Origin of the sequence: Cellvibrio sp. PSBB023 (genome assembly GCF_002007605.1) — a bacterium.
In the GTDB taxonomy this organism is placed as follows: domain Bacteria; phylum Pseudomonadota; class Gammaproteobacteria; order Pseudomonadales; family Cellvibrionaceae; genus Cellvibrio.
In genome coordinates this window covers 1,763,007-1,781,015 of record NZ_CP019799.1, presented here as the reverse complement: position 1 = coordinate 1,781,015, position 18,009 = coordinate 1,763,007, and the positions used below count along the sequence as shown (strand labels likewise).

Below are 18,009 nucleotides of genomic sequence, written 5' to 3'. Positions count from 1 at the left end.
TTATAAAAATATAAATACTAGAGGTTAGTATGCAGCCTATTAAGAAGCTTGTAATTATCGGGGGTGGAACTGCTGGGTGGTTGGCTGCAGCTGCTGTTGGAAAAATCTATCAAGGTCAAGTGAGCGTTACTTTGATAGAGTCTGACGCTATAGGTGTTGTTGGCGTTGGTGAGGCAACTATTCCAACAATGCTTGCATTTCATAAGCTGATAGGTATTCCTGAAGTGGAAATGATGCGTGCAACCCATGCAACATTTAAGTTAGGAATAAACTTCAAGGATTGGGGAGAGATAGGTGAAGATTATATTCACTCTTTTGGTCAGGTAGGGCGAATATTTTGGGCTGGAGAGTTTCAGCATTTTTGGGCTCGAGCAAAAAAAAATGGCCTCAACATTCCCTTTGGAGCATATTGTTTGGAGCATGAGGCAGCACGTGCAGAAAAATTTTCAATCAGCGAAAATCCCGCTTTAAACTATGCGTTTCACTTTGATGCTGGGTTGTATGCAAAATTTCTGCGTAAATTTAGCGAGGGATTGGGCGTTGTTCGTCATGAAGGAAAAATTGAGAGGGTGGAGCAGGATGTCGAATCCGGGTTTGTTCAGCGCCTACATCTCGATAGTGGTTTGACTATTGATGCGGACTTTTTTATCGATTGCAGTGGCTTTCGAGGATTATTAATTGAGGAAACATTAAAGACAGGTTATGAGAATTGGCAGCATTGGTTACCTTGTGATTCTGCACTGGCTGTACAAACAGCAAAAGTGAAGCCTGCTACCCCTTATACCACATCAACTGCCCGCGAATTTGGTTGGCAATGGCGTATACCTTTACAGAATCGTACCGGTAATGGACTTGTTTATTCTAGTCAATATGCAGACCGCATATGGGCAGAAAAAACACTTACAGAAAATCTTGAAGGGGAAATGTTGACTGCGCCGCGCTTGATTCAATTTACAACAGGGCGTCGTAAGCTTGGTTGGCATAAGAACTGTGTTGCACTCGGCTTGGCATCAGGATTTCTTGAGCCGCTGGAGTCAACCAGCATCCATATGGTTACCTCGGGTTTAATTCGTTTCCTGCGCTTATTCCCATTGCGAGGAGTTCAGCGCGTATTGGTGGATGAGTATAATCGTCAGTCCAAAGAAGAAGCTGAGAGTATTCGTGACTTTATTATTCTTCATTATCATGCTACTCGACGTAACGATACTGAATTTTGGCGTCATGTTCGTACCATGCCTGTTCCAGACAGTCTTCGGCATCGTATAGATATGTTCACCCAGAGCGGAATGGTCTTTTTGGGTGGGGATGAGCTGTTTAGAACAAATGGCTGGACACAAGTTTTAATTGGTCAGGGATTTACACCTGAAAACTATCAGCCCATAGTTGATAATATGTCTGATATGGAGTTTAGGGCGTATATGACGGGTTTCCGTGATCATGTAGCAAATAATATCTCCCGATTGCCAGGGCATGAAGAGTTTATTGCACAATATTGCGCTATGGAAAAGTAACTATTTATTCCTGTTTGTTGATCCATTTACGGTTTGGCTGAATTATGTACTTTGCTTTTATAGCAAGGCAGATTATCTGCAAGGTGATTATTGATCAAAGGCTTTAAATTGCGCTGACACATTTATATTGGAAGCATATTGAAGATGAGTAACAGCATAAAAAAAATAATTATTGTCGGTGGTGGTTCTGCCGGGTGGTTGGCAGCTGGGTTGTTGGCAGCAGAATTTAAACATGCTGAGTCCTCTATAGAGATTACGTTAATTGAATCACCCGACGTGAATACGATTGGTGTGGGTGAGGGGACGTGGCCTTCTATGCGTGCGACGTTACGGAAAATCGGCATTTCTGAAACCGAATTGGTGCGCGAGTGTTTTGTTTCGTTTAAGCAGGGGTCTAAATTCGTAGGTTGGAGAACGGGCGCATCCGATGATGTTTACCATCATCCATTCAGTATTCCCCATGGTTATGCTGAGAGTAATCTGGCAGCTGCCTGGCAGGCAAAATTTGCCGATCATCCTTTTGCTGAAATTGTGTCTTCTCAATTTGTTGTGGCTGAGCATGGTTGCGCACCAAAGCAGGTTGCTACCCCTGAATATGCAGGCGTACTTAACTATGGCTATCATTTGGATGCAGGAAAGTTTGCGGTCATTTTGCAGCGACATTGCACTGCAAATCTGGGCGTTAAACATATTCTTGATCATGTGACCAAGGTTGTTTCTGCTGACAATGGTGATATCGCTGCTGTCGATACCAAGGCTACCGGTATTATAAGTGGCGATCTTTTTATCGATTGTTCGGGGCTCAGCTGTTTATTGCTAGGACAGCACTTTGGTGTGCCTTTTGTTGATAAAAAGCATCTGTCGTTGAACGATACTGCATTGGCCATGCAGGTTCCTTACCCTGAAAAAAATAGCCCTATTGAGTCGTGTACAGTGGCGACAGCTCAATCAGCGGGTTGGACTTGGGATATAGGTTTGTCATCACGCCGCGGTGTTGGTTATGTTTTTTCCAGCGGTTATATCTCAGAAGAGCAGGCAGAACGAGAGTTGCGAGCTCACATTGCCAAGAGTGTTGGTGCGGCTGTTGCTGACTCATTATCCAGTAAAAAATTATCAATCAGGGCAGGGCATCGCCAGGAGTTCTGGCACAAAAACTGTGTTGCTGTGGGAATGTCTGCCGGCTTCATTGAGCCGCTTGAGGCATCTGCACTAGCGCTTGTTGAGTTGTCGATGAATATGATTTGTGAGGAGTTTCCTGTCGATAGGTCGGCGATGAGCGTGGTAGCAAAACGTTTCAATGAAGTCTTCTGTTATCGCTGGGAGCGTATAATTGATTTCTTGAAGCTTCATTATGCGCTAACAGAGCGCCGGGATTCAGATTATTGGCGTGATATGTCGTCGCCGGAAGCTCTGCCTGATCGATTGCGCGAATTGTTGGTGTTGTGGAAGAGCCGTCCCCCGCATCGCAATGACTTTATTCAGGTTGAAGAAATCTTTCCGTCGGCTAGTTATCAATATGTGCTTTATGGCATGGGTTTTAAAATGGATGCATCAGCGTTGCCCCGCACTTCCGATAACTTGCCTACAGCCCTGGCACGTATTCGTGAAACAGCTGAGAAAACACGTAAATTTCTGGCTGGTCTCCCTTCAAATCGCGATTTAATTGATCATGTAATGCTGCATGGCATGCCATTAATTTAATCAAGCCGAACAACGCTCAGGTCAGCCAGTAGCTCATAGGGTTACTGGTTTTGTTTTTTATAGCTCAATTTTTGTTCTGCTGTATTGGGAATTCAATTTTTTGAATGTCTTTTCATATTATTGTTGACAGCGCTGTCATTTGAGCCTAAAGTAATCTCAGTTGATTGAGATGCTTGGCTGACAAAGGAGTTGTCCCGTTGGTTTCGAGCATTTAGGTTCTCTCACCGTCGATGTCTGGTTGATGCATCGACGTCTCCCTGCGCCCTCTGAGTTTCAGAGGGCTTTTTTTTGCGCCCAATTCCCGTAGCGCTAGCTAGGTTATTTGGTAATGAGCTGGCATAATCGACGCCCCGAATTTTATGGGTTTGCCCTGGGTTTTGGACAAGGGTGAGCCCCGTTGTGCGTGTTTTGCCGATTTTCATCGTCAAACCGCTATTTCTGTCAGCTAGAGGATTACCATGAAGCCAGCAGTAAAACCAAACAACCCCAATTTTTCATCTGGCCCCTGCAGCAAGCGTCCGGGTTACAGTTTGGAGCAGTTGGATATTTCCACTCTGGGCCGTTCGCATCGTTCAACCATTGGTAAAGCCGCACTACAGCGCGCTTGTGAAGATACTGCTGAGTTATTGGGATTACCCGAAGGTTATCGTGTTGGCGTAGTGCCTGGTTCGGATACCGGCGCTGTTGAAATGGCAATGTGGTCGCTGTTGGGCGCCCGTGGTGTAGACATACTGCAATGGGAGTCATTCGGTAAGGGCTGGCTGAGCGATGCAACCAAAGAGCTGAAATTGGCAGTCAATGCGCATGAGGCGGATTATGGTTTGCTACCCGATTTGTCCAAAGTAAACTTCGATAACGATGTTATCTTTACCTGGAACGGTACTACCTCCGGTGTGAAAGTTCCCAATGGCGATTGGATTCCTGCAGATCGCAAGGGGTTGACCATTTGTGATGCAACCTCATCTGTTTTTGCCATGGATATGTCTTGGGAAAAGCTTGATGTAATCACCTACAGTTGGCAGAAAGTGCTGGGTGGTGAAGGCGCTCACGGTATGTTGATTTTGAGCCCGCGCGCCGTTGAGCGCCTGGAAACCTACAAGCCAAGCTGGCCAATGCCAAAATTGTTCCGCATGACCAGTGGTGGCAAATTGGTGGAGGGTATCTTCAAGGGCGATACCATCAATACGCCCTCCATGTTGGCGGTAGCAGATTATTTGGATGCACTGGATTGGGTGCGTTCAATTGGTGGTGTGAAAGAAACAATCGCACGCTCCAATGCCAATCTTGAGGTGTTGAAAAAGTTTGTTGCAGCGAACGATTGGATCGACTTTTTGGCAAAAACGCCAGAGACTCTGTCAAACACCAGTGTGTGCTTTACTTTGAAGGCAACACCTGAGCAAGTTAAGGCGATGATCAAATTGCTGGATAAAGAAGGTGTTGCCTACGACATTGGCGCCTACCGCGATGCCCCTCCAGGCTTGCGTATTTGGTGCGGTGCAACAGTGGCTGCAGCAGACCTTGAGGCGTTGCTGCCTTGGTTGACTTGGGCATATGAGCAAGCAACAGCGGCCTGATTTGCCTGTTTATTTTCTCAAGGCCGTGTTTTTACACGGCCTTTTTGTTGGTAGATTTGAGGAACAATCATCATGTTCAAAATAAAAACATACAACGCTATTTCAGTAAAAGGTTTGAATCGCTTTCCCCGTGAGAAATATGAAGTGGCCAGTGATATTGGCCAGCCTGATGCCTATATTTTGCGTAGTCACAAGCTGCACGGTGAAGCATTGCCTGAAAGCGTTAAAGCGGTCGCGCGTGCCGGTGCAGGAACCAATAATGTACCGGTAGAGGAGTACACCAAAAAAGGTGTGGTGGTATTCAATTCTCCCGGCGCGAATGCCAACGCCGTGAAAGAGTTGGTGTTGACGGGGATGTTACTCGGTTCACGTGGAATCCTGCCGGGCATGGCTTATGTAAATAGTTTGACGCACATGACCGATGCTGACGAAATGTCCAAGCTTCTGGAAAAAGAGAAGTCAAATTTTGCCGGTTTTGAGCTGCAAGGTAAAACCTTGGGGATTGTCGGATTGGGGGCAATCGGTTCCCTCATTGCTGATGCTGCACTGGCATTGGGAATGAATGTTGTTGGTTTCGACCCAGCCTTGTCTGTAGAGGCCGCATGGCGCTTGCCGAGTCAAGTGGGACGCATGGAAAACTTGCAATCATTGTTGGCGCGCTCTGATTACATCACCCTGCATGTACCTGCTATTCCTGCCACGAAACACCTGATTAATGCCGATACCCTCAAAGTTTGCAAGAAGGGTGCGACCCTGCTGAATTTTGCACGCGAAGCGATTGTGGATGCCCATGCCGTTGTTGAAAGCCTTGATGCAGGTCACTTGGGTAAATATATCTGCGATTTCCCTGAGCCTATTTTGCTGAATCGCCATGATGTATATGCCATGCCTCATATAGGTGCTAGCACGGAAGAAGCGGAAGAGAATTGTGCAATCATGGCGGCTGATCAATTAGTTGACTACCTTGAAAACGGCAACATCAAAAACTCGGTCAATTTCCCGGCGGTTGCTATGGATCGCAATGCGGGAATTGGCGCGCGCATTACGTTTTCTAACGAAAATGTGTCTGGCGTGTTGGGGCATGTGCTGTCTGTATTGGCCGACCATAAAGTTAATGTAGTTGATATGGTGAATAAAAGCCGTGGCGATGTGGCATACAACATTATTGATGTCGAGGTTGCCCCCTCTACCCAGGTAATTGATGCGTTGGCGAAAGTTGAGCACGTGATTGCTGTGCGTGTAATCTAAGATGATACAAAATACGGGGCAGGGTAGATGTATAAATTGGTCTTCTTTGTCCTGGAATCTCATCTGGAAATAGTAAAAACGGCTGTATTTGCAGCCGGTGCTGGCAAACTTGGCAATTATGACCAGTGTTGCTGGCAGGTCCTGGGCAGAGGACAGTTCAGGCCTTTGCCCGGCGCCAATCCCTACTGCGGAAAAGCTGGTGAGCTGGAGTGCTTACCGGAGTATCGTGTTGAATTGGTGTGCGCTGATGAGTATATTCGACCTGCTATTGCCGCTTTGCGGGCTGCTCATCCCTATGAAACCCCCGCATTTGACTTATCCCTGCTGGTTGATTCAGAGGATTTTTAGTGACTTCCTGGCTATTTGACGGGCTTGCGCAACAACTGACAAACATACCTTCTTATCCTGTAAGTTCTCCTCAGGCTGCTGTGCTGGTCCTTATCAGCCGTGGCGATAATCCTTCTATTCTATTCACCAAGCGTGCGGCGCATTTACGTCACCACCCAGGAGAAGTCTGTTTTCCTGGGGGAATGTGGGAGCCGGGCGATGATAATCTGTTGGTAACAGCCCAGCGTGAGGTTCACGAAGAAATAGGCTTGCCTGCTGGTCATATTCAACTCCTGGGGGCGCTTCCCCAGTCCCATACCCGTGCCGGTACAGCTGTAACCCCTTTTGTCGCACACTTTGATGCAAGCATTAACTTGCAGCCATCCCCTGATGAGCTGGAAAGCATTTTTATGGTTCCATTGGCCGCGTTTCAGGCCGGGCTTCAGGTACGGGAAGACCACTTTGAGCGGCATGGGCACATATTGCGGGTGCCGGTCTATCATTACCAAGGCTACGAGATATGGGGGTTCACAGCGGCGGTAACGGCCCAGTTGCTGCGATTAGTCGATCGTGCACTTCGTTAAGTGCGCGCGACATGGTGTAATTGGCTACAATCAGAACATTAAGCAAGGGAAGTCGGATGGGTTTTTCTTGTTGTTTCACTTTTGCACAATAACAAGTACGGAGAATGTCAGATGTCATTGCAATACAATAGAACGCTTACGGAAGTTTTCTCGGATTCCTGTCAACAATTCGCTGACAAAAAAGCTTTTAGCTGTATGGGGCAATCGCTGACCTATGCGGAGCTTGATCATCTCTCTGGGAAATTTGCTGCGTATTTGCAGCAGTGCACATCATTAAAGCCTGGCGACAGAATTGCAGTTCAATTACCTAATATTTTGCAATATCCCGTGGCGATCTTTGGTGCATTGCGTGCTGGTATGGTCGTTGTAAATACCAATCCGCTTTATACGCCCCATGAAATAAAACACCAGCTTAATGACTCAGGTGCAAAAGCCTTGGTGGTGCTGGCGAACATCGCCAAAAATGCGGCATCAATCATTAAAGAAACCAGCGTTGAGCAGGTGATAGTCACTGAGCTTGCCGATTTACATCCGTTTTTAAAGCGCACCTTGATTAATGTGGTGGTAAAGCACGTTAAAAAAATGGTGCCACCGTTTACATTCCCGCAACAAATTGCGTTTAACAAAGCATTATCTTCAGCTGCAAGGTCATGGGCGCCGGTGCAGCAGTCGCCGGAAGATATCGCTGTTTTACAGTATACCGGCGGCACTACCGGTGTTGCTAAAGGTGCGATGTTGACTCATCGCAACCTGGTAGCAAATATGCTGCAGCTCAATGAGCGTATGAAAGATGTATTTCGGCCAGCGCAGGAACTCTATGTGGCGCCTTTGCCGCTCTACCATATTTATTCATTTACGATCCACTGCACCTCTGCTGTTGTGCTTGGCAATCACAGTTTATTAATCCCCAATCCGCGCGATATTCCCGCGTTTGTCAAAACCATTCAGGGTGTTCCCTTCACTTTCTTTGTAGGCTTAAACACCTTGTTTAATGCACTGATGCGCAACCCGGATTTTTGTAATCTGGACTTCAGTCATTTGCGCCTTACCTGTTCGGGCGGTATGGCGCTCACCGCTGAAACAACCAAGCATTGGTTGGAATTAACCAAAGCACCTATCAGCGAGGGCTATGGACTGACAGAGACATCGCCAGTGGTATCGAACAATCCTATCGATAATGTGCAAATGGGTACTGTCGGTCTGCCATTACCGGACACAGAATGCAAAGTAATTGATGACGACAATGTAACTTTGCCAGTCGGTGAGGCGGGTGAGCTTTGTGTTCGTGGGCCGCAAGTCATGAAGGGGTATTGGCAGCGCCCGGATGCAACAGCAGAAGTATTGGATGAACAAGGTTGGTTCAAAACGGGTGATATTGCGATTATTCAGCAGGATGGTTTTATTAAAATTGTCGATCGCAAAAAAGACATGATCAATGTCAGTGGTTTTAAAGTCTTCCCCAATGAAGTTGAAGATGTGTTGAGCAGCCACCCTGATGTTATAGAGGCTGCTGTTGTGGGTGTGCCTGATGGTGAGGGGAGTGAAATTGTAAAAGCGTTTGTGGTCACTGCCAATGAGGCGCTTACCGTGGAGGCACTGCGAAAGTTTGCGAAAGAAACACTCACCGCTTACAAAGTGCCGCATTTGATTGAGTTTCGTAAAGAGCTACCAAAAACCAATGTGGGAAAAATCTTGCGGCGTGAATTGCGCGATCAGGATGTTAAAAAATAAAACGATTAACGTGTTTTAATCTGTTCAGGAATAACTAAGTCAACCAGGAAATTAATATGGATTCGCTGTTTTCAATTGTTACCAGTCCAGCATTTTGGATTGCATTAGTACTGCTCTATACCCTTAAAAAAGGTATTCACTTTGTGCCACAAAACCGTGGTTATGTAATCTATCGGTTTGGCAAATACACCAAGACATTGGGCTCCGGGTTGAATTTTATTGTCCCCTTTGTGGAGTCAGTTGAGGCGGATCGCAATTTAAAAGAGCAAACCCTGGTTATTCCGCAACAATCGGCCATCACCAAAGATAACATCGCCATCATGATTGATGGTGTGTTGTTTATTAAAGTGATTGATGCAGCCGCTGCAACCAACAACATCACTGACTATAAACTTGCCTGTACCCAGTTGGCGATGACCTCCATGCGTAATGCTATTGGCTCCATGGAGTTGGATGACTGTTTTCAGAATCGCTCGGCGATCAATGCCAAGATTCAGGAGGCCATGTTGCTTGCCACCCAGCCTTGGGGACTAATTGTATTGCGCTTTGAGTTATTGGAAATTGCGATTCCACCTTCTATTAAAGAAGATATGGAAAAACAAATGACGGCAGAGCGGCAAAAGCGGTCAGCGATTTTGACGGCAGAGGGTGAAAAAATCGCAGCAATCACCACGGCAGAAGGTCAAAAGCAAGCGCGTGTTCTGGATGCAGAGGCGGCCAAGGCGGAGCAGGTATTAGCGGCAGAAGCCAGTAAAGAAGCGCAGATTCTGGAGGCCACCGGTAAGGCAGAAGCAATTCGCCTGGTGGCTATTGCAGAGGCAGAGGCACTGACAACCATTGGTAAATCGGCAGCGACAGATGAAGGGCAAAAAGCAATTGCCTTGAATCTGGCTCAAGGGGCAATCGCGGCGCACAAGGCGATTGCGCATGAGGGCACTGTGGTGCTGTCTGATGGTAAAACCAGTGACAATATTGTGAGCACAGTGGCGCAAGCAATGGCCGTGTCGTCCGCGATTAACCTGTCCCAAACCCCACGTAGTTAAGAGGGATTTATGATGGGCAATATTGTTGATTATTTTGTGCAAAATCCGGCGCACCTTTTTTACACCATCACCGGTGTGTGTTTGGTGCTTGAGTTAGGTGTGTTGGGGATGAGTGGCCCACTGTTGTTTGTTGCACTGGGTTCATTACTAACCGGTATTGTTATTTCTCTGGGGTTGGTGAACGGTTGGGAAATGGCAATATTGTCACTCGGTATATTAACGGCGATAAGTGCGCTCCTGTTGTGGAAGCCATTCAAGCGTTTCCAAAATGCAGCAGTTGTGCCGGATACCAGCAGCGATATGATTGGACGCGTCTTACCTGTTTCTCAAGTGGTGACGCGCGATCAAGGCGCGGTGAGTTACTCAGGTATTGAGTGGCAAGCGCGCTTGAAAGAGGAAGCCAACTCCGTGGCGGTGGGAGACCGTGTGCGCGTGTTGGCGGTAGATGGTTCTTTATTACTGGTGCAAGCTGAATAATTTTTTGCGCAAAGCACTTATTAATTAAGCGCTTTTTGTTTCTGGTCAATGACTCATTACCGCCAACCCAAAACCATAACGACATAGTAATTATTGCTTTGTGAGGAGTGATTCCTATCCATAAGCATTATTACTTTATTAGAACAATTTATGAAAACAGCTTTAGTTCTCTCTGGTGGTGGTGCCCGCGCAGCGTATCAAGTAGGTGTTTTGCAAGCGCTTGTTGAAATATTACCTGACGATATTGAAAATCCTTTCCCGATTATTTGTGGTACATCGGCTGGGGCGATTAATGCTTTGGCAATTGCTGCGCACAAGGGTAATTTTAAATCTGCAGTCAATGCGCTTGCTAATGTCTGGCAGAATTTGGATATAGGCCAGGTGTATTTACATGGCTGGTTTGATTTATTTAAAGGCCTGAGCTTGTTGGGATTGTCCCTGTTTAATGAGGGGGTAGGGCATCGCCGTCCATTATCTTTGCTGGACAATGCGCCGCTATGGAATTTACTGGGCTCAGTCATCCGTTTTGAAAACCTTGCTCCTGCGATTGAAAGCGGCAAACTGCATGCTGTGAGTATTTCTGCTATGGGTTATACCTCAGGTCACACTGTCAGCTTTTTTCAAGGACATCCGGATTTACAAAGTTGGGCGCGACACCGGCGTAGTGGGGTGGCTACGGAACTGCGCCTGGAGCATTTATTGGCATCGTCCGCTATTCCAACAGTATTTCCTGCAGTGCGAATTAATCGTGAATATTTTGGTGACGGCGCCTTGCGTCAACTTGCACCTATTAGCCCTGCATTGCACTTGGGGGCAGATGCACTTTTTGTGATAGGCGTGAGCGGTAACCGCACATCGCAGAAGGCAAACCGTCGCGTGCCTCATCGCCACTCTCCGTCAATGGGGCAGATTGTGGGTCACTTGTTTAACAGCGCATTTGTGGATGCGCTGGAAGGTGATCTGGAACATATGCAGCGCATGAATGAGCTGCTTAACCTTATTCCTGAGGATGTCCGTGCGGCGCAGGACATCCAGTTGCGCCCGGTAAACAATATGATCATTTCGCCCAGTTATCCTATTGATGGTATTGCTGGGCGTAATATTCGTTATTTGCCAAAGAGCTTGCGTTTTTTTATGCGAGCGACAGGTTCTACTGCTAAAGGCGGTGGTGCGACGGCAGCGAGTTATTTACTGTTTTCCAAAGAATTTATTACGGAAATGATGGCGCTGGGGCGTGAAGATACCCTTGCCCAAGCAGAGCAGGTGCGCACTTTTTTCGCGCTGACATAAATAATTGCTCCATAAAAAAACGCCGTGGTTAATAACCGCGGCGTTTTTTTATGTGTCGTTTTACTTGTGGTGTCAGGCGCGACGACGGAACAGAGGTAATGGTTGATCAACAGCGGCTTGATAATATTCCTGCAAATCGCTCAGCGATTTTACCGCGTCTTCCAGATTGGTTTCCGGGTCAGCAAAGGCAAATGCGTTCACGCCACAGCGGCGTAAGTAGCAGAGTTGATCGCGGATAAAATTGCCCACCGCGCGCAGCTCACCGGTAAAGCCATAACGTTCACGCAGCAAACGCGCCGTTGAAAACGCGCGGCCATCCATAAACAATGGGAAGTTGACCGCAAGCACGGGGAAGCGGTTAGCATCTGCGCCAATCAAATCCGCCGCTTCATCACTGTCCAGCCATACGCCAATATCAGTGCGTTGTTGCAATGCATCTTTTTGCGCATGCCATACAGCGACAGGAATAATCACCTGGCCCGCGGGTACTTCTACTGCGGCAGCTTCGCCTTCTGCTTTTGCGAGTAGGGTCCAGGTATCTGCCTGGATTTGGCCGTCTTTAATTAGCTTTTGCATAAACTTTCTCCTTGAAGGGAGCGGCGCCTATACGGCGATAGGTATCAATAAACAATTCTTCGTCGGTGCGATTGGCAACGTAGACATCAACAATTTTTTGAATCACAGCGGGCATATCATCGGCTCCAAAAGAGGGGCCGAGCACATCGCCGAGTGAGGCGTCGTTGCTGGCATTACCGCCCAGTTGCACTTGATAGAATTCTTTGCCGGATTTATCAACGCCCAGAATACCGATATGACCTACGTGGTGATGGCCACAGGCATTCATACAGCCTGAAATGTTCAGGTCGATATCGCCCAGGTCGTACACATAGTCCAGATCTTCAAACTGGCGCTGGATCGCCTCAGCAATTGGAATGGATTTAGCATTGGCGAGTGAACAGAAATCGCCACCAGGACAGCAGATAATATCGGTAATAGTGCCAATGTTCGGTGTTGCAAAACCAGCGGTCTTACAGGCTTGCCAGAGTGCAAACAGGTCTGCTTTTTTCACATCAGCCAGCACGATATTTTGTTCGTGCGTGGTACGTGCTTCGCCGAAACTGAATTGGTCGGCGAGGTCGGCAATGACTTCCAGTTGGCTATCGGTAATATCGCCGGGTGCAACACCGGTGGGTTTGAGCGAGAGGGTAACTGAGGCGTAACCGGCAATTTTGTGTTCTCGCACATTGCGTTGCAGCCATTTACCAAAGGCGACACTGTCAGCTGCTTGTGCATCCAGCGCGGCTTGCGCTGCTGCATTGTCAAGTTGTTCGTAAGCGGGGGCAGTGAAGAAACCTTTTGCGCGAGTGATTTCTTCTTGCGTTAGCTTGCTGTAGCCATCTTTCAAGTGTTGCCATTCGTCTTCTACTTTTTGGGCAAAGACTTCAGGCGTTAAAGCGCGCACAAGAATCTTGATACGTGCTTTGTATTTGTTGTCGCGACGGCCAAAGAGGTTGTAGACGCGCAAAATGGCTTCGAGGTAAGAGAGTAAATCCTCTTCTGGCAGAAACTCGCGAATCGCCACGCCAATCACCGGAGTGCGTCCCAAACCGCCACCTACGTAAACTTTAAAGCCTACTTCGCCTTGGTCGTTATGCACCAACTGCAGGCCGATATCGTGTACTTGTACGGCGGCGCGATCCTGGGTTGAGCCAGTCACTGCGATTTTGAATTTACGTGGCAAAAATGCAAATTCAGGATGAAAGGTTGACCACTGGCGAATAATTTCACAGTAGGGGCGTGGGTCGATCATTTCGTCCGGTGCTACACCGGCAAATTGGTCGGAGGTGGTATTGCGGATGCAGTTACCACTGGATTGGGTGCCGTGCATACCCACTTCTGCCAATTCGGCGAGAATGTCGGGCACTTCGGTCAGGTCCGGCCAGTTGTATTGGATGTTCTGGCGGGTACTGACGTGGCAGTAGCCTTTATCGTAATGACGGGCAATATGAGCCAGTTTGCGCAGTTGGGCAGAGTTCACCATGCCGTAGGGCACATTGATACGCAGCATGGGCGCCAAACGCTGGACGTAAAGGCCATTCTGCAAGCGCAAGGGCAGGAACTGCTCTGGCTTCAGGTCGCCAGCGAGAAAACGCGCGGTCTGGTCGCGGAACTGGGCGATGCGCTGGCGCAGAATGCTATGGTCGTACTCATCGTAGATATACATGTAACTAGATACCTATCATCAGGATAAAGGCCAAAAATGGCATTGAGGCGAAAAATCGAGGCGCGCAGGATACAGGAAAAGCAGCTTTTCGGCGACCTCAGCGTGAGATCCATCGCCCCATCTTTTTGCTTGAATGGGCGCCGGCACCTTAGCAGCAGAGGGTAGGGAAGTGAACGACTGTTTATCGCTAAGCTTGTTCCATCTGGTTATGATGGCGGCCCCAGCCCCTTGAACCTATTTTACGCCTATGCCAGCGTCTATTGATGACTTATTTATCCTTCCTCCTTGCACTGGCGAGGTGGACATTCTTCATGTAGACAGCGATTTTCTGCTGATCAATAAGCCCACGCGCTTGCTGAGTGTGCCGGGCCGTCATCCACAGAACCATGACTCTGTGGTTAGTCGGCTGCAGCTCGAGTATCCAGGGGCAGGCATTGTGCATCGGCTTGATTTTGATACTTCCGGCGTGATGGTAGTGCCGCTGACCAAATTGGCCTTATCCCATATCAGCAAGCAGTTTCAGGCGCGCAGTGTCAGTAAGCATTACACCGCCGTAGTGGCGGGAATCATGGCGCAGGATGAGGGGGTGATTGATTTACCTATCGTCTCTGCCGATGGACCACACTATAAGGTGTGTGCGGCGACGGGCAAGCCATCTATTACCGAATACAGTGTTCTTGCACGTGATGAGATGGCGGGAACTACACGTGTGTGGTTGCATCCTATTACTGGGCGTTCCCATCAGCTGCGGCTGCACCTGCAAGCGATTGGTCACCCGATCCTTGGTTGTGAATTCTATGGTGGTGATTGGGCTAAAGCCGCCACTCGCTTGTTGCTGCACGCAACCGATTTGTCATTCCTGCACCCGCGTACCGCTGAGCCAGTATTTATTGAGTCTGCACCGGATTTTTAATCCGCGACAAATGCATTGCCATAGAGTGTTAACGACAATTTCACCTTTAATCAACTTTTGTTAATGCAGGTTAAAGCGCACTTGAATTTCTTGTTTATAATTGACAACGTTGTCTTTATGGTGAAAAGTAAGGTCTCAATCAACCATAAGAGATAACAACAATGAAACACAAAGGGCTAATGTTTATTGGGGGCGTTGTAACAACATCACTACTTGCAGCGTGCGGTGCAAAAAATGAAGCAACAGGTGCATCAACAGCACCAACCGGTGCGGTCAATACGGCACAACACAGTGAGCCAGCGAGGGCAGGTGAGGTACCCGCAGCGGCTGTGTTTTTTGATGATTTTAATTACACATCAATGGATGCGTTTAATCGTAATGGTTGGCGGGTGCGCACGGAAACCGGTCACCCTGGGATAAAAGGTGCCGCTTGGTCAGCAGAGGGAATTAGTTTTCATCAGGATATTCCTGCCACTCACCTGGGTGCCCTGCGCATGAGTTCGGTCACTGCGGGTCAGGGAGAAAATACTCGTCACACCCAAATTTGCCATGCACGCAAGTATCGTGAGGGCACTTACGCGGCGCGCGTATTTTTTCGCGACGAGCCAAGCCGAGGTCCGGACGGTGATGAGGTAATACAAACCTTCTATACCATCAGTCCGCTCAAGGCGCCTATGGACAAGGACTACAGCGAAGCGGATTTTGAGTATTTGCCTAACGGTGGTTGGGGGGCTAACGAAAAGCCTGCGATGTGGACAACCAGTTGGGATACCTTTCAATTGGAACCTTGGACCAAGGTGAATGAATTTACCCGTGTTGAAGGAAGCTATGCAGGCTGGCGCACCCTCATGCTAACCATTGCGGACAACAAGCTGACTTATTACGTTGACGGTAAATTATTTTCCGAACACAGCAGTGCGGTTTATCCGGAAGATTTTATGTCAATCAATTTCAACCTCTGGTTTATGCCCAAGGGGGCTGATGGTTCCATCGGGCCAGTTGATTCACCGGAGTTGCGCGAGTATCAGCAAGATATCGATTGGGTATTTTTCCAGGAGGGCGTTGCATTGACTCCTGCCGAGTTGGTGTCGCAGGTCGCTCACTTACAAGCGGCAGGTGTTGAATATGTGGATGATGTAAAAGAGCAGAATCCACCGCTGCCATCACCTTGCGGGTTATAAACAATAACGTTTTCTTACCATTATTGTGTTGTTTTTCCTCTTGACTTGACTAAAGAAAAGCCCATGCAAATCTATAGCTTGCATGGGCTTTTTTGATAGTTTTTTTGGCTAATTAATGCTTAGCTGCTTCCGCTGCCCCAATACCTGTTTGCGAGCGCACGAACTGCGCATCAAATGCGGCTTGCTCGCTAGCGGCAGTGCTTGATTTATCGGTGATTGAGAAGAACCAGATGCCGATAAAGGCAATGCTCACTGAGAAGATCGCGGGGTATTTGTAGGGGAAAATAGCCTGCTCAAAACCAAAGGCATCAACCCATACGGTTGGGCCAATTACCACTAATATCACCGCTGTAAATAGGCCTAGCCCACCGCCGATTACTGCGCCGCGAGTGGTGAGTTTGCGCCAGTACATGCTCAATAACAAAATCGGGAAGTTGGCGCTAGCCGCGACACAAAATGCAAGGCCAACCATAAACGCCACGTTTTGTTTTTCAAATACAATCCCGAGTAATACGGCAATGACGCCCAGACAAACGGTGGCGATACGCGATGCGCGAATTTCTTTTTTCTCATCGCGTTTGCCTTTTAATACCAGTGTGGCGTAAAGGTCATGGGAGATGGCGCTTGACCCTGCCAGCGTTAAGCCTGATACCACCGCAAGAATAGTGGCGAAGGCGACGGCAGAAATAAAACCGAGTAACACATCGCCACCCAAGGCTTGCGATAAATGAATCGCTGCCATATTGGCACCACCAATCAGTGCACCATCGGTGAAATAGGCTGGATTTTTCAGCAGCAAAATAATTGCGCCGAAACCAATAATAAAGGTGAGTATATAGAAATAGCCGATAAAACCGGTTGCGTAAAACACTGAGCGACGCGCTTGCACGGCATCTTTCACGGTGAAGAAACGCATCAAAATGTGTGGTAGTCCTGCAGTGCCAAACATCAGGGCGATGCCAAGTGAAATTGCTGATATGGGGTCGCTGACCAGTGTGCCGGGGGCCATGATGGCATTGGCTTTGGTGTGAACTTTAACGGCCTCTGCAAATAATGTTTCAAAGCTGAAACCAAATTGCAGCATCACTAAAAATGCCATTAAGGATGCGCCGGAGAGTAGCAGTATCGCTTTTATCAATTGCACCCAAGTGGTTGCGATCATGCCGCCAAAGGTCACATAAAGGGTCATCAACACGCCGACAATAATAACTGCTGCCTCATAAGGTAAACCAAAGAGCAATTCGATTAATTTTCCGGCGCCGACCATCTGTGCAATCAAGTAAAAAATAACGGTGACCAGAGAGCCGCTGGCGGCGAGGATGCGAATCGGTTTTTGCTGTAAACGAAAGGACGCCACATCGGCAAAGGTATATTTACCTAAATTGCGCAGTGGCTCAGCAATCAATACCAACACAATGGGCCAGCCCACTAAAAAACCAATGGCATAAATCAAGCCATCAAAGCCGGATGTATACACCAAGCCTGCAATACCGAGGAAGGAGGCTGCGGACATATAATCGCCAGCAATTGCCAAACCATTCTGAAACCCGGTTATACCACCACCCGCAGCGTAAAAATCGCTAGCGGTTTTTGTGCGACCGGCGGCCCAGTAAGTAATACCCAAGGTAACTAATACAAAGGCTAAAAACATGGCAACTGCAGTCACATTAATACTGGAGTGGCTGGTGGCTTGCGCCCAGGCGCAAGTGGCCATGGCAGATAATAGGATGGCTAGCGGAGCATGAAATTTCATTGTTGTGCTCCTGCTTTGCTAACGATGGCGCGGGTGAGCGGTTCCAGAACGCGGTTGGCGTAATAGACATAAATGCCTGTGATTAGCATGCAAAATAAAATTACACCCAAGCCCAACACCATGCCGATTGAAGTGACTCCATTGCCAATAGGGTTTCCGAGTGAGTGAGGATTAAAGGCAATGGTTAATATCAGTGCGAAGTAGGCAGTAATGGTTGCCAATGAGAGTGGCCACATAATTTTTTTGCGTGCGCGGGTCAGGGCCGCGTACTCTGGTAGTTGCCGGATCGTTTCAATATGCATGATCGATTTCCCTGTTTTTTGTGAATTATTGTCAATATTGACTGCGAGTGGCAGCAGGGCCAGTTGACTGTCGTGCTGCCAGCAGTGTCTGCTGATAAATGGATCTGATTGTTATAATCGCTGTTGATCAGGCTGTCAGGTGTGACAGTG

16 protein-coding genes are annotated in these 18,009 nt (G+C 47.9%); 12 read left to right on the top strand and 4 right to left on the bottom strand.

Features of this window, described 5'->3' with window-relative positions; translation table 11 throughout:
• Nucleotides 1-29 precede the first annotated feature (29 nt).
• The 10 genes from B0D95_RS07945 to B0D95_RS07900 all read left to right on the top strand — a co-directional run bounded on the left by B0D95_RS07945 (nucleotide 30) and on the right by B0D95_RS07900 (nucleotide 11,486).
• Nucleotides 30-1,511, top strand: a complete 1,482-nt coding sequence (locus tag B0D95_RS07945) for a tryptophan halogenase family protein (RefSeq protein ID WP_078043397.1) — start codon at nucleotides 30-32, stop codon at nucleotides 1,509-1,511.
• A gap of 144 nt (nucleotides 1,512-1,655) precedes the next feature.
• Complete coding sequence (locus B0D95_RS07940; protein ID WP_078043396.1) at nucleotides 1,656-3,212, top strand: tryptophan halogenase family protein; 1,557 nt, start codon at nucleotides 1,656-1,658, stop codon at nucleotides 3,210-3,212.
• Between the two features lie 458 nt (nucleotides 3,213-3,670).
• Nucleotides 3,671-4,786, top strand: a complete 1,116-nt coding sequence (locus B0D95_RS07935) for a phosphoserine transaminase (RefSeq protein WP_078043395.1) — start codon at nucleotides 3,671-3,673, stop codon at nucleotides 4,784-4,786.
• 72 nt (nucleotides 4,787-4,858) lie between these two features.
• Nucleotides 4,859-6,034 (top strand): phosphoglycerate dehydrogenase, encoded by a 1,176-nt coding sequence (locus B0D95_RS07930; RefSeq protein ID WP_078043394.1) that lies wholly within the window; start codon nucleotides 4,859-4,861, stop codon nucleotides 6,032-6,034.
• Nucleotides 6,035-6,061: 27 nt separating this feature from the next.
• Nucleotides 6,062-6,382 (top strand): NGG1p interacting factor NIF3, encoded by a 321-nt coding sequence (locus B0D95_RS07925; RefSeq protein ID WP_078043393.1) that lies wholly within the window; start codon nucleotides 6,062-6,064, stop codon nucleotides 6,380-6,382.
• Nucleotides 6,383-6,462: 80 nt separating this feature from the next.
• Nucleotides 6,463-6,945 carry a CoA pyrophosphatase gene (locus tag B0D95_RS07920; protein WP_246841755.1) on the top strand — a complete coding sequence of 161 codons (483 nt, stop codon included), beginning with the start codon at nucleotides 6,463-6,465 and terminating at the stop codon, nucleotides 6,943-6,945.
• A gap of 111 nt (nucleotides 6,946-7,056) precedes the next feature.
• Nucleotides 7,057-8,676 carry an AMP-binding protein gene (locus B0D95_RS07915; protein WP_078043391.1) on the top strand — a complete coding sequence of 540 codons (1,620 nt, stop codon included), beginning with the start codon at nucleotides 7,057-7,059 and terminating at the stop codon, nucleotides 8,674-8,676.
• Nucleotides 8,677-8,732: 56 nt separating this feature from the next.
• The gene (locus B0D95_RS07910; protein WP_078043390.1) at nucleotides 8,733-9,719 is read left to right on the top strand and encodes an SPFH domain-containing protein; all 987 of its coding nucleotides are present in this window, start codon (nucleotides 8,733-8,735) and stop codon (nucleotides 9,717-9,719) included.
• Nucleotides 9,720-9,728: 9 nt separating this feature from the next.
• The gene (locus tag B0D95_RS07905) at nucleotides 9,729-10,196 is read left to right on the top strand and encodes an NfeD family protein (RefSeq protein ID WP_210403693.1); all 468 of its coding nucleotides are present in this window, start codon (nucleotides 9,729-9,731) and stop codon (nucleotides 10,194-10,196) included.
• Between the two features lie 150 nt (nucleotides 10,197-10,346).
• Nucleotides 10,347-11,486 carry a patatin-like phospholipase family protein gene (locus B0D95_RS07900; RefSeq protein WP_078043388.1) on the top strand — a complete coding sequence of 380 codons (1,140 nt, stop codon included), beginning with the start codon at nucleotides 10,347-10,349 and terminating at the stop codon, nucleotides 11,484-11,486.
• A gap of 72 nt (nucleotides 11,487-11,558) precedes the next feature.
• Here B0D95_RS07900 and B0D95_RS07895 read toward each other — a convergent pair whose 3' ends face one another.
• Nucleotides 11,559-12,062 carry a DUF934 domain-containing protein gene (locus B0D95_RS07895; protein ID WP_078043387.1) on the bottom strand — a complete coding sequence of 168 codons (504 nt, stop codon included), beginning with the start codon at nucleotides 12,060-12,062 and terminating at the stop codon, nucleotides 11,559-11,561.
• Nucleotides 12,046-13,710, bottom strand: coding sequence for a nitrite/sulfite reductase (locus tag B0D95_RS07890; protein WP_078043386.1), 1,665 nt, complete (start codon nucleotides 13,708-13,710; stop codon nucleotides 12,046-12,048). Before B0D95_RS07890 ends, B0D95_RS07895 begins: the two co-directional genes overlap by 17 nt.
• Nucleotides 13,711-13,957: 247 nt before the next feature.
• Here B0D95_RS07890 and B0D95_RS07885 point away from each other — a divergent pair, with 247 nt between their 5' ends.
• Both B0D95_RS07885 and B0D95_RS07880 read left to right on the top strand, forming a co-directional pair.
• Nucleotides 13,958-14,623 carry an RluA family pseudouridine synthase gene (locus tag B0D95_RS07885; protein WP_078043385.1) on the top strand — a complete coding sequence of 222 codons (666 nt, stop codon included), beginning with the start codon at nucleotides 13,958-13,960 and terminating at the stop codon, nucleotides 14,621-14,623.
• A 161-nt stretch (nucleotides 14,624-14,784) separates the two neighbouring features.
• Nucleotides 14,785-15,804 carry a glycoside hydrolase family 16 protein gene (locus B0D95_RS07880; RefSeq protein WP_078043384.1) on the top strand — a complete coding sequence of 340 codons (1,020 nt, stop codon included), beginning with the start codon at nucleotides 14,785-14,787 and terminating at the stop codon, nucleotides 15,802-15,804.
• A gap of 112 nt (nucleotides 15,805-15,916) precedes the next feature.
• Here the strand turns inward: B0D95_RS07880 and B0D95_RS07875 are convergent, their stop codons facing one another.
• Complete coding sequence (locus B0D95_RS07875; protein WP_078043383.1) at nucleotides 15,917-17,557, bottom strand: cation acetate symporter; 1,641 nt, start codon at nucleotides 17,555-17,557, stop codon at nucleotides 15,917-15,919.
• On the bottom strand, nucleotides 17,554-17,859 hold the full coding sequence (locus B0D95_RS07870; protein WP_078043382.1) for a DUF485 domain-containing protein: 306 nt from the start codon (nucleotides 17,857-17,859) through the stop codon (nucleotides 17,554-17,556). The genes B0D95_RS07875 and B0D95_RS07870 overlap by 4 nt, the downstream gene beginning before the upstream one ends.
• Between the last annotated feature and the right edge of the window lie 150 nt (nucleotides 17,860-18,009).